The organism is Alkalibacillus haloalkaliphilus C5, from assembly GCF_000269905.1.
Classification (GTDB): domain Bacteria; phylum Bacillota; class Bacilli; order Bacillales; family Alkalibacillaceae; genus Alkalibacillus; species Alkalibacillus haloalkaliphilus_A.
Window position 1 is genome coordinate 1 of record NZ_AKIF01000097.1, and the last position, 11,008, is coordinate 11,008.

Here is an 11,008-nt window from a genome sequence, read left to right on the forward strand (position 1 = left end):
AGTTACTTGATGAAGGTCATCATGTTTGGGTCTATGATGACCTATCCAATGGGCAATTTGAAAATATTAAAGAATTTACAACAAACCCGCAATTTATGGGGTTTATTCAAGGTGATATTAAAGACGAACAGCAACTGGACCGTTTGTTTTCATCTATTCAATTCGATATTTGCTATCACTTAGCAGCGAGTATTAACGTTCAAGATAGTATCGATGATCCGAAGACGACGTTTATGAATGATACAGTAGGAACTTTTCATATTTTAGAAAGATGTTTGAAAGACCGGGTCAAAGTCGTGTTTATGAGTACATGTATGGTCTATGATCGCGCTCATTCTGAAGATGGAATAAAAGAAACAGATCCTGTAAAACCAGCTTCACCTTATGCTGGTGCAAAGATTGCCGCTGAAAACATGGTGCTATCTTATTACCATGCTTACGGTCTTCCAACAGTCGTCTTAAGACCATTTAATACGTATGGACCTTTTCAAAAAACAGGTGGAGAAGGTGGTGTTGTAGCGATTTTTATTCACAATCATTTAGCAGGAAAATCACTACAAATTTACGGTGATGGAATACAAACGCGTGATTTATTGTATGTAGAAGATTGTGCAAATTTTGTCGTCGCTTCAGGATTTTCTGATCGTGTAGATGGTAAGATTCTAAACGCTGGTCTTGGGAAAGACGTCACGATCAACGAATTAGCTAAAATGATTGCAAAAGATGAGACGCCGATTGAACACGTCGAACACATCCATCCTCAAAGTGAAATTCAAAAGTTAACGTGTAATTATGATTTAGCAAAATCATTGCTCGGTTGGGAGCCTTTAGTTTCATTACGAGAAGGAATCAAACGAACAGAAGATTGGATCCGCTCGACCAATGAATTAGGTGAAGGGTAATGAAACCTTTAGCTATTCACGGTGGGAAGCCTGTAAGGGAAGACTATTTACCTTATGGGCGCCAATCGATTAATGAAGATGATCTTAAAGCAGTGACAAACGTATTGAAAAGTGACTTTTTAACGACTGGTCCGTTGATCGAACAGTTTGAGAGGGAGGTCGCTCGTTATGTTGGTGCGAACTATGCCGTTTCATTTTCAAACGGGACAGCTGCGTTACATGCGGCATGTTTTGCAGCAGGAATTGAAGCGGATGATGAAGTCATTACGTCACCGTTAACGTTTGTCGCGAGTTCAAATGCTGCTTTATATCAAGAGGCAAAAGTGAAATTTGCCGATGTCGACCTTCAAACATTTAATCTCGACTCGCAATCAGTTGAAGGGTTAATTACCGAACAAACGAAAGCGGTTATAGCAGTCGATTTTGCCGGCCAACCGTGTGATTATGAAGCACTACAAAAATTAGCTAATAAATACGATTTAACGTTAATAGAAGATGCAGCTCATGCGATTGGAGCAAAAGCCTATGGCCAGTCAGTCGGTGCGATTAGTGACATGACGATGTTTAGTTTTCACCCAGTAAAACAAATGACAACTGGTGAAGGCGGCATCATTACCACTAACAACCAACAGTATTATGAAAAACTTCTTCGCTTTCGAACGCATGGTGTAACACGTGATCGAACACAGTTAATAAAAGACGAGGGGCCATGGTATTACGAAATGCATGAGTTAGGCTACAATTATCGGTTAACAGACATGCAAGCAGCACTCGGGTTAAGCCAATTAAAACGGTTAGATCAGTTTATTGAACGACGTCAAACAATCGCTCGACGCTACAATACAGCATTTCAATCCTTACCCACAATGACCACACCATATATTTCACCAGAAGTGAAGTCAAGCTGGCATCTGTATGTCATTCAATTAAATAAGCAACAATTAACGACTGATCGGAGGACTATTTTTGAAGCGTTACAACAGGAAAATATCGGGGTTAACGTCCATTACATCCCTGTGTATTGGCAGCCGTATTACCAACAGTTAGGTTACGAGAAAGGGATATGTCCAAACGCAGAACGACTCTATCAATCTTTTATCACTTTGCCACTTTTTCCTAGTATGACTGATCAAGATGTTAATGACGTTATTTTGGCAGTGAACAAAGTATTGAAATATTACGAAGTAGGTGGTGTGACATGAAAATAGTGGCCATTATTCAAGCACGGATGGGATCAACGAGATTACCTGGTAAAGTGTTGAAGCCTGTTTTAGATAAGCCATTACTAGCTTATCAAATCTGTCAGCTAAAACACTCCCAATTAATTGATCAACTCGTCATCGCTACAACAACCTCGAACCGTGATGATGCAATTGTAGAATTTTGTAAATCACACGGTGTGCAGTATGAAAGAGGATCAGAAACTGACGTGTTAAATCGCTATGAAGAAACAGCGAAAAAGTTTAACGCTGATGTTGTCGTTCGTTTAACATCAGATTGTCCATTAATCGACTCGACAGTTGTCGATTCGGTTATTGGGCATTTTTTAACTAATCGTGCGTATGATTATGTATCGAATACGATTAAACGAACCTTTCCTCGGGGTATGGACACTGAAGTCTTTACGTATGAGTTACTAAAAGAAGCTGAACAAAACGCGACACTAAAACGAGAGCGCGAGCATGTCACAACGTATATGACTAATCTTGAAAACAAATACAACATTGGACAATACTTAGCTGAACAAGATTATAGTGACCTACGTTTAACTGTCGATACGATCGAAGACTTCCAGTTAGTTGAGAAGATCATAAAAGCAATACGACGACAAAACGGTCCCTTTAAGCTAACCGACATCATTCAACTGTTACAAGCTCACCCCGATTGGATTTTAATTAATAGCCATGTTGAACAAAAAAAGGATTGATGAATATGAACATTGTAATTAGAACCGATGCATCAAGACTGATTGGTTCAGGCCATGTCATGCGTTGTTTAACGCTAGCACAACAACTAGAAAAGCAAGGGGCAACTGTAACATTTATTTGTAGTAGACTAAGAGGTCATTTAATTGAAACGATCAAAGCGCGTGGATTTCGTTGTGAATCTATTACCCCAACTTATCATTGGCTAGAAGATGCAAGAGCGACTAAAGCATTATTAAGAAACGAAACAATTGATTGGATCATCATTGATCATTACAGTATTGATACGAAGTGGGAAAGAGAAGTGCGCCCTTTTACAAAGAAGATTATGGTCATCGACGATCTAGCCAACCGCGAACATGACTGTGATTTATTACTAGATTACCAGATTGACTCAAGTCATCATTATGAATATGAGTCACTCATTCCTCAAGATGCGATTAAATTGTTAGGAACTAAGTTTCTACTATTACGCCCTGAATTTTACGAAGCTAGGAAACAATCAAAAGTTCGTAAAGGGGCGCTTCATCTTTTAGTATCAATGGGTGGAACTGATCCAACTGGAGAGACGCTTAAAGTATTACAAGCGGTTGACCAAGTGAAGCAGTCGATCGATGTCGACGTTGTGATTGGTCATAACCATCCACAGCAAAAACAGATCGAAGCGTGGTGTGATCAATATATGAACGCGACTTGCCATATTGCTATTCATTATATGGCTGATTTAATGCAAGCAGCAGACTTTGCCATTGGCGCAGGAGGAACATCGACATATGAGCGTGCTTTTCTCGGTTTACCTGCCATTGTCATAGAAACAGCCAGTAATCAAACAGGTGTCATTCAAGGAGCTGAATCATTAGGAATCATCCAATCTTTAGGTGCAAGTAAGATGGTAACTATTTCAACGATTGCTCAAGCTATAGAAAATTTTATTCAAAATCCTGAGTCGTTACATCGCATGAGTGAAAATGCTTTTTCATTATTTCCAGAGAAGAACCATCTCGAGGACATTACGAAATGGATCTTGGGAGGAGATTAAGATTAAAATAGATTTGAGTTCATTTTATTTACAAAATTTATCGGATTCACATTTAGATCAAGTCTTAACGTGGCGTAATCAAACGCATATTCGCAACATGATGTATACGAACCGACTTATTACTAAAAGTGAACACGAGCAGTGGTATCAAGAAGTTATGACGAATGATCAAATAATAGTCAAAATACTATTTAAAGAAGACCACCCACTAGGCTCGTACAGTTTACTCATATACATCAAACTTTTAAAAGATGCTACTGGAGCTTTTATATCGGAGAATCGAATGCTCCAAAAGGTACAGGAACAGTTTTGGGTCTTTTGGCGCTCGATTATATTTTTAAAGATCAACAGATTAGAAAAGTGTGTGCTGAAGTTATTGAAGAAAACAGGCGTAGTTTATATTTTCACGAAAAGCTAGGGTTTAAAGAAGAAGGGCGGTTTAAGGAACACATTATGAAAAATGGGTGCCAATGGACGTGATTCCAATGGCATTATTTCAAGAAAACTGGCAAAAAGTCCGCTCAAAGTTATTAGAGGGATGAAATAAGCATTCAAAAACAACTTCGCCTCTTAGTCTTTAGGAGGCGAAGTTAAATTTAAAACAATATTCATAGTGTTCGATTGCTAAACAAGATGTTAGAAGTGAGAACACCAAATTGTTAGAATTTATTCAGATAGTCCGTTAATTAACGTATTAATCACTTCTGGTCGGCTAAATTCAGGCGGAGGTTTAACCCCGCTTTTTAACATTTCTCTAACTTTAGTGCCTGATAGATGAAGATGGTTAGATGATTCGTGTGGACAGGTTTTCTTCGTAGTAATGGACTCACAGCGTTGACAGTAAAAGGCATGCTCAAAAAATAACGGTTTAATGCCAATCTCCTCTAAAGTAAAGTGTGAAAAAATAGTTTGAGCATCATAAGTTCCATAATAGTTCCCTACACCAGCGTGATCTCTACCGACGATAAAATGTGTACACCCATAATTACGTCTAATTAACGCATGGAAAATGGCTTCCCGAGGGCCTGCATAGCGCATAGATGCCGGGAAAACACCGAGAGTTACACGATCTTTCGGATAGTAACAATCGAGCAACACTTCATAACTTTTCATTCGTACATCAGCTGGTAGGTCATCATTCTTTGTTTGACCGACTAAAGGATGAAGAAACAAACCATCAACAGTTTCTAAGGCACACTTTTGAATATATTCGTGTGCACGATGGACTGGATTACGTGTTTGAAAGCCGACAATCGTCTTCCAACCGTTTTGAAGGAAAAGTTTCCTTGTATCTTTCGGCGTGAAATAATATTTCTGAAATGGGTGGGACTGCTTTTGGTTTTTAAAAAGCGTTATTGGTCCTGCTAAATAAACATCACCCCGAGTCAACAACTTCTTAACACCAGGGTGTTTATGGTTGGTTGTTTGATAAACGAGTTTAGCTTCTTCGTATAAATCTGGTTCGAATTTGTCGGTAACTTTTAATGTGCCAATTGATTGGCTATTAAAATTAAGCTCAATAAAATCACCAACTTTTACAGGTTCACTAATTCGTTTTGATACAGGTAGTGTAATTGGAATTGACCAAATGAGTCCATTCGCAAGACGCATCTCATGAACTACTGTCTCATAGTCTTCTTGAGTCATAAAACCTGTTAAAGGACTGTAAGCACCAGTTGCGATTAACTCTAAGTCTGATGCTGCCGTTTCATCTACAGAAATTGAGTGGTCAAAGTTATGATGCGCCGCGTCTTCTGTTAGTTGAATTAACATTCCGCCATGTGGTGAAATGGTCATGTTCGAGCCTCCTTAACTTTTGAAACGATATAGTGAACTAATGTAAGACTTGCTTGTTCTATGCTTAATGTGTCAGTAGGTAAAGTTAAATTAGGGTTATGAGGAGTTTCATAAGGTTGGTTAACACCTGTGAATTGAGGGATTTGACCAGAACGCGCCTTATAATAAAGTCCTTTAGGATCCCTTTGTTCACAAACCTTTAAAGCACAACTGACATAAACTTCATGGAAATATTGTTCAGAAATAATGTCACGGGCAAGTTCGCGGTTGTTTTTAAAAGGAGAAATTGTGCTAACAATCGTTACAAGACCAGATTGACGTAACGTGTTTGCCACTTCAGCTATGCGTCTAATGTTTTCAGAACGGTCATGTTCTGAAAATCCAAGGTCCTGGTTAAGTCCCTGTCTAATATCATCGCCGTCAAGTAAGTAAGAGTGAATTCCTTTTTGATATAGTTGTTTTTCTACAGAATTACCAATTGTAGATTTACCCGAAGCGGATAAACCCGTTAACCAAATAACTAAACTTTTATGCCCCATTAAACGTTCACGATCAATAGGCTTAATAGCATGTTGTTGCCAGTTAAGGTTGTTATTCATTTCAATCCCTCACTTTTTATCGATACTGTTATTATATGTACGTTAATAGTTTTGTTGTAGGTTATTACATGAGGCACTACTAGATGATATGCCTGTTTTTTACTATAGTCTTACTTTTGTCTATACCACTTCAATTGAAATGACTATATTAAACTAGAGACGTTTAAGAGAGGGGAGTAGAAATGATACAGTTTGATCAAATACCGGTAAATGAAAAGAATCCGGTTATTTATATTCATATTCCGAAGACGGGTGGCAAGACGATGTGGGGTTTGTTTGAAAAGCAAGATGAGCTTATACACATTTGGCACAATCGATATTTTGAAAAGTTGAATGAGCGAGCTACTTATTTAACCATGCTACGCCATCCTGTTGATCGAGTAATATCGACCTATTATTACATTAAACAATATAAAAGAGACCCTTTAAATAAAGTAGTAAACAGTATGTCTTTAGAAGATTTTTTAGGAGAAATGCAAGATAACACGGTAGAAAATAAGCGATATAAAAGCAAATCAGATATTCGTAATATCCGTTATCGCACCGTTAATTTATCAACCCGTTATTTAGCAGGCGGAGACCCAGATGCAGTAAAACGAGCAAAACGTAACATGAGAAGACATTTTGCTTTTGTTGGTATTATGGATCTGTACCTTGAATCGCTTTATGTAATGCAAAAGATGTATGGATGGGATTTTTCAAGCATTCAACGGAGGAACAGCACTAAAGGAAGGCCAAAGTTAACAGAAATAGATCCTAATATAATTCAAACTATTGAGACTTATAATCAACATGATATGGCATTATATACAGATGCAAAAAAAATACTGAAAGAAAAGCTTAATCAGTTAAAAGAGCAAGAACGGTATGAATTGAACCATTGGTTACAACAACGTATGGCTTAATATAAAAACACCTCAAAAGTGATTGCTCACTTTTGAGGTGTTTTTTGACTACTAATACTTGCCATGGTGATCGTTATTAGCTGTAGGGAATAATACTGGGCATTGTTCAGGACGAGTTGGAATCGGGCAAGGCTGTACTGGTAACTGATCTCTTGGTTGGCAGAAGTCAGCTACTAACTCAAGTGTTACTGGGAATACAGCTTGAATGCTTTGGCATAGACGAACAGAGATGACAGCGTCAAATGTATCGTCTAATTCAGTGTCACCAGGCTCACAGTCAAATGAAACAACGAAACAGTCAAGTTCTGTGTACGTTACTTCAATTTCTGTACCTACTGGTGCACAAAGAACGACTTGTTCACTACGAGAGAACTCAAGGTCGACTTCTTCATCACCGTTGTCTGTTGGTAAATTGATTGTAACAACAAAGTTTTTACGGATTGTAACAACTTGTAGTTCGATCTCAGCACCGTCGATGACAAAAGTACGATCCTCACGGTTGATAATCTCAATTGGATCTTCTTCTGTTGGTTCAACAGTACAAGTAACCTCATCTAAATCGATGTCATCACAGTCTAAGTCGTTAGGTAGGTCTTCGTCTACAACGTTTAGATCAAAAGTTGCTTCATTAATAATCCAGTCGTAAACTTTTTCAGTATTAATACATAGAAGCTCTTGGCCTCCAGTTAAACCTTTTTCATGCATTGATAGGACACCTCCGTAATTATTAAATTACCTTTCATACGTAGCATATGTTTAAGAGTAAATTGTGACTAATGCTAACGCTCATTTTTCAATAAATGGGTCATCACACTATCAAAAAATAATAGAGTTAATAGCACAGTTTACATATTTTCTATAACACTCTAATAACAGTATAAATACATATTTAGACTGAAGGTTTGTTACAATAAAAGAAAATTGGAGGTCAATCATGGTAAAATTTCTACTTCTAGTCTTAATTATATTTATGGTTGGTTGCGCAAATGGTGAAGAACAAACATCACAACATGATGAAATAGAGGAAGAATCTACAGGAATGGATGTCTTAGAACAATAACTACAGGAAAAGACGGAACAGATTAATGAGTTAGAAGATCAGTTGGAAGAAATGGTACAACAATTAAGTGAAAATGAACAAACAGAAGAAAAAGCAGATAAACATGAGAAAATAGCCAAATCGAAAAGCAGCTGATGAGCTAGGCTATGATTCAGGAAAAACAGAGTGGATCGCATATGAACAAGATTTTGAAGATGATAATACATCTAACACACCTGGACAGTTGTTAATTCAATGGTTATCCGAACAAACAGAACACGATTACTTAGGGCATGATATTCGAGAAATGACACAGCGTTGAGCCTGTTAGTGACGAAAGAAGTAGTAAGTTATGTGTTAAGTTATGGCTTTAAAGACGATGCTATGGGTGGCCGGGATTATAAAGTTGTTATGGTTTTAGGAGGAGACGAGTGGACGATTGCCAACATTGAAGTTCGTAATCATTGCATAAGGGGTGTGGCGGAAGAAGAGGAGAGGTGTATTTAATATGGATTGGCCTTTGTATGTTTTACTTTTCCTAGTAGGGGTTGCGATAGGTTTATTACTTCATTCAATTATAAGAAGAAAGCCAAGTTTATTACGACCAATGAATGCGATTGTTACGCTAATTCTAGCATTAGGTATGATCCTAATGTCAATTGGATTATTGCTATCATGGCTAATGGTCTTCCAACTTGGCTTATATATCATGATCCCAAGCATAGGAGTCTATATGACTAAATGGCTGAAAGGTAGATCAAAATAAATTATATTTGATCATTTAACTCTTCTATAGATTGTCAGTAAGTTTTAAAGCTAGAATCATCGAAGTCGGTATAAAAACGATAATAATAATAAAAATCGACGTTAGGCTAGAGAGCGCATTCCAAATAAAAAACGTATTAAAAATATACTCATAAGCTTTAAAAAGAATGAAGAATATAGCAATAGAAAGTAAATAAAACATAACCGTTTGTTTGTTCATTTCGATCACTCCTATCCCCTTGTTTATTGTTTGCTTGTAATGAGCCAATAAAGATGTTTTGAATTATGTGAATGAGTCAGGTGAGTCGTAACACGGCAATCTCCGTGCTCACGAATAACTTTAGAGGTAATGATTTTAATAACGCCAAGTATTTCTGGCATAATAGGTGAGTCGTGAAGTGACCTTGAAGGTGTTTTAACAAAAGTAATGATTTGAATACTTGGTTGTTGTTGTTTGTAGTAGGCTAAAACATGGTGTGTCTCATATACAGTTTTCGTTGGTGTCAAACCTTTAAAAAGCATTTCAGCACAAAAGTCATCAGCCATTGATGAGCCCCTTTCATTGATAATTGACACACTTTTCTGATATTATAACAACTTATGAGAAACTAATCTACAGGTATTTCGGCTTACCTTTGATTTTGATTAAATAGTAATGGTATAGTGATGGTAACTTGATTCAACTTTAAGTGAGGTGGGACAGTGAAGCGAGAGTATAAAGTACTCGTCATTGCCTTAGTTGCTGCTGCATTTATTTTAAGCTTATTTGCATTCAGATTACTAGTTCAGTAGATTGATGAAGGAGTTATAAACCATGGTTAAAAGGTCGTTAATCATCATAGTAACAGCATTTCTCTTAATTGGTGGCAGTGTCATGGCGGTAAACGCATGGATGACTGATGATTCTATGTACGTAGATGAAACAGGTTGGGCATTTTACGCTGAACTAAACGAAGAGTTAGTTCAACAGTTCTCTGAGGAAGATGATGTGTATGCACAAGCTTTAGAAGATAAAGTAGACTACGATTTTGCAGGTCAGTATGGTGCTATAGAAGTAATTCTGACAGAAGTTCGACGTGAAGAAGGGAATCCACATATATTAATAGGCGAAGGACATGCCTATTTTCAAACGAACGACTTTATATTTGAAATAGATTTCGACGATGTCCAAGTTTATCAAATAGAAGGTGAAGAAGGACCTATTCGTGGCATGAGTATTGATGGTGAGTTCACGACGGCTGAAGGTGAGTTGGACATGCTGTCATTTAATACATATTGGAACCCTGAAACTGAACAAGTTTATGCAGTTGGAAGTGTTGGCTTTGTGACGAACTATGGCATGTTAGCATTTGGTGATCCATTTGTTGACCAAGACGATTTTTCAGAAGAAAACTTAATTGAGTTTGAATAGTTTAATGAGAACTTCCACTATGAATTGGTGGAAGTTTTTTAATTTGCGGGATTATCTATTTCTGGTAAAATATTCTTATAATTAATAAAAAAGAGGCGTTTGTTGGTGGGATACATAAAAGAACTAAGAGAACTAGTAGGAAACCGACCATTAATATTTGTTGGTGCTGTCATTTTGCTTGAAAATAATGATGGAAAGTTATTGCTTCAGCAAAGGAAATTTCCACATGGTGTATGGGGGCTTCCGGGTGGATTAATGGAGCTAGGTGAATCGACTGAAGATGTTGCAAGAAGAGAATTAAAAGAAGAAACAAGTTTAGAAGTTGGTACACTAAACCTGATTAATGTTTATTCAGGTCCGGATCAGTACATCAAAGCAGAGAATGGTGATGAATTTTATGTTGTGACCATTTCTTATTACTCCAATGATTATACTGGTGCCATTAAAGTAGACCCAGAAGAATCTATTCAATTTAATTTCTTTTCACCAGAACAATTGCCAGATCATATGGTTGGTAGCCATCGAATGATGATTAAAGACTATTTAACAAAATAGGGAGATGACGTATGAACTTATTCATTAATCAATTAGCAACAGTAGGCTTTTCAACAGCTGATATCGTATTT

General features: G+C 37.2%; 16 protein-coding genes. 11 read left to right on the forward strand and 5 right to left on the reverse strand.

Annotated features, from left to right (window positions below; translation table 11 throughout):
* From A194_RS0110615 to A194_RS21385, 5 genes are all read left to right on the forward strand, one after another.
* On the forward strand, positions 1–902 hold a 902-nt coding region (locus A194_RS0110615; RefSeq protein WP_017186826.1), incomplete at its 5' end, for a dTDP-glucose 4,6-dehydratase.
* Entirely contained in the window at positions 902–2,104 is a 1,203-nt protein-coding gene (pseC, locus tag A194_RS0110620) for a UDP-4-amino-4,6-dideoxy-N-acetyl-beta-L-altrosamine transaminase (RefSeq protein WP_017186827.1), read from the forward strand. The genes A194_RS0110615 and pseC, both read left to right, overlap by 1 nt.
* On the forward strand, positions 2,101–2,829 hold the full coding sequence (locus A194_RS0110625; protein WP_017186828.1) for a cytidylyltransferase domain-containing protein: 729 nt from the start codon (positions 2,101–2,103) through the stop codon (positions 2,827–2,829). Before pseC ends, A194_RS0110625 begins: the two co-directional genes overlap by 4 nt.
* 5 nt (positions 2,830–2,834) lie before the next feature.
* Positions 2,835–3,866, forward strand: coding sequence for a UDP-2,4-diacetamido-2,4,6-trideoxy-beta-L-altropyranose hydrolase (pseG, locus tag A194_RS0110630; protein WP_029425184.1), 1,032 nt, complete (start codon positions 2,835–2,837; stop codon positions 3,864–3,866).
* Between the two features lie 270 nt (positions 3,867–4,136).
* The gene (locus A194_RS21385; RefSeq protein WP_423734748.1) at positions 4,137–4,346 is read left to right on the forward strand and encodes a GNAT family N-acetyltransferase; all 210 of its coding nucleotides are present in this window, start codon (positions 4,137–4,139) and stop codon (positions 4,344–4,346) included.
* 186 nt (positions 4,347–4,532) lie between these two features.
* On the opposite strand, the gene sat is transcribed toward A194_RS21385, so the two are convergent.
* Together sat and cysC are read right to left on the reverse strand one after the other, a co-directional pair.
* Positions 4,533–5,663 (reverse strand): sulfate adenylyltransferase, encoded by a 1,131-nt coding sequence (gene sat / locus A194_RS0110640; protein ID WP_017186830.1) that lies wholly within the window; start codon positions 5,661–5,663, stop codon positions 4,533–4,535.
* The gene (gene cysC / locus A194_RS0110645) at positions 5,660–6,262 is read right to left on the reverse strand and encodes an adenylyl-sulfate kinase (protein WP_017186831.1); all 603 of its coding nucleotides are present in this window, start codon (positions 6,260–6,262) and stop codon (positions 5,660–5,662) included. The genes sat and cysC overlap by 4 nt, the downstream gene beginning before the upstream one ends.
* A gap of 182 nt (positions 6,263–6,444) precedes the next feature.
* Here cysC and A194_RS0110650 point away from each other — a divergent pair, with 182 nt between their 5' ends.
* Positions 6,445–7,167, forward strand: coding sequence for a sulfotransferase family 2 domain-containing protein (locus tag A194_RS0110650; protein WP_017186832.1), 723 nt, complete (start codon positions 6,445–6,447; stop codon positions 7,165–7,167).
* 51 nt (positions 7,168–7,218) lie between these two features.
* On the opposite strand, the gene A194_RS0110655 is transcribed toward A194_RS0110650, so the two are convergent.
* On the reverse strand, positions 7,219–7,872 hold the full coding sequence (locus A194_RS0110655; protein WP_017186833.1) for a BMQ_0737 family morphogenetic spore coat protein: 654 nt from the start codon (positions 7,870–7,872) through the stop codon (positions 7,219–7,221).
* Between the two features lie 229 nt (positions 7,873–8,101).
* Here A194_RS0110655 and A194_RS21025 point away from each other — a divergent pair, with 229 nt between their 5' ends.
* The 3 genes from A194_RS21025 (at position 8,102) to A194_RS0110675 (ending at position 8,972) form a co-directional block, all read left to right on the forward strand.
* Entirely contained in the window at positions 8,102–8,227 is a 126-nt protein-coding gene (locus tag A194_RS21025) for a hypothetical protein (protein WP_017186834.1), read from the forward strand.
* Between the two features lie 309 nt (positions 8,228–8,536).
* Positions 8,537–8,713, forward strand: coding sequence for a hypothetical protein (locus A194_RS20305; RefSeq protein WP_157783053.1), 177 nt, complete (start codon positions 8,537–8,539; stop codon positions 8,711–8,713).
* 1 nt (position 8,714) lies between these two features.
* Entirely contained in the window at positions 8,715–8,972 is a 258-nt protein-coding gene (locus A194_RS0110675) for a hypothetical protein (RefSeq protein ID WP_017186837.1), read from the forward strand.
* 24 nt (positions 8,973–8,996) lie between these two features.
* Here the strand turns inward: A194_RS0110675 and A194_RS0110680 are convergent, their stop codons facing one another.
* Both A194_RS0110680 and A194_RS0110685 read right to left on the reverse strand, forming a co-directional pair.
* Positions 8,997–9,191: a hypothetical protein gene (locus tag A194_RS0110680; protein ID WP_017186838.1), complete on the reverse strand. Its 195-nt coding sequence runs from the start codon at positions 9,189–9,191 to the stop codon at positions 8,997–8,999.
* 23 nt (positions 9,192–9,214) lie between these two features.
* Positions 9,215–9,517 (reverse strand): hypothetical protein, encoded by a 303-nt coding sequence (locus A194_RS0110685; RefSeq protein WP_017186839.1) that lies wholly within the window; start codon positions 9,515–9,517, stop codon positions 9,215–9,217.
* Between the two features lie 268 nt (positions 9,518–9,785).
* Between A194_RS0110685 and A194_RS0110695 the strand changes: the two genes are divergently transcribed.
* Positions 9,786–10,382 (forward strand): hypothetical protein, encoded by a 597-nt coding sequence (locus tag A194_RS0110695; RefSeq protein WP_017186841.1) that lies wholly within the window; start codon positions 9,786–9,788, stop codon positions 10,380–10,382.
* Between the two features lie 105 nt (positions 10,383–10,487).
* Positions 10,488–10,937 carry an NUDIX hydrolase gene (locus tag A194_RS0110700; RefSeq protein ID WP_017186842.1) on the forward strand — a complete coding sequence of 150 codons (450 nt, stop codon included), beginning with the start codon at positions 10,488–10,490 and terminating at the stop codon, positions 10,935–10,937.
* The last annotated feature ends 71 nt before the right edge of the window (positions 10,938–11,008 follow it).

Excerpts from the sequence above, each read along its gene's own strand:
- A194_RS0110655 (WP_017186833.1), bottom strand. The coding sequence starts at position 7,872 with ATGCATGAAAAAGGTTTAACTGGAGGCCAAGAGCTTCTATGTATTAAT.
- A194_RS0110650 (WP_017186832.1), top strand. The coding sequence starts at position 6,445 with ATGATACAGTTTGATCAAATACCGGTAAATGAAAAGAATCCGGTTATT.
- A194_RS0110675 (WP_017186837.1), top strand. The coding sequence starts at position 8,715 with ATGGATTGGCCTTTGTATGTTTTACTTTTCCTAGTAGGGGTTGCGATA.
- pseG (WP_029425184.1), top strand. The coding sequence starts at position 2,835 with ATGAACATTGTAATTAGAACCGATGCATCAAGACTGATTGGTTCAGGC.
- pseC (WP_017186827.1), top strand. The coding sequence starts at position 902 with ATGAAACCTTTAGCTATTCACGGTGGGAAGCCTGTAAGGGAAGACTAT.
- cysC (WP_017186831.1), bottom strand. The coding sequence starts at position 6,262 with ATGAATAACAACCTTAACTGGCAACAACATGCTATTAAGCCTATTGAT.
- A194_RS0110695 (WP_017186841.1), top strand. The coding sequence starts at position 9,786 with ATGGTTAAAAGGTCGTTAATCATCATAGTAACAGCATTTCTCTTAATT.
- A194_RS0110625 (WP_017186828.1), top strand. The coding sequence starts at position 2,101 with ATGAAAATAGTGGCCATTATTCAAGCACGGATGGGATCAACGAGATTA.
- A194_RS21025 (WP_017186834.1), top strand. The coding sequence starts at position 8,102 with ATGGTAAAATTTCTACTTCTAGTCTTAATTATATTTATGGTTGGTTGC.
- A194_RS0110680 (WP_017186838.1), bottom strand. The coding sequence starts at position 9,191 with ATGAACAAACAAACGGTTATGTTTTATTTACTTTCTATTGCTATATTC.
- A194_RS0110685 (WP_017186839.1), bottom strand. The coding sequence starts at position 9,517 with ATGGCTGATGACTTTTGTGCTGAAATGCTTTTTAAAGGTTTGACACCA.
- sat (WP_017186830.1), bottom strand. The coding sequence starts at position 5,663 with ATGACCATTTCACCACATGGCGGAATGTTAATTCAACTAACAGAAGAC.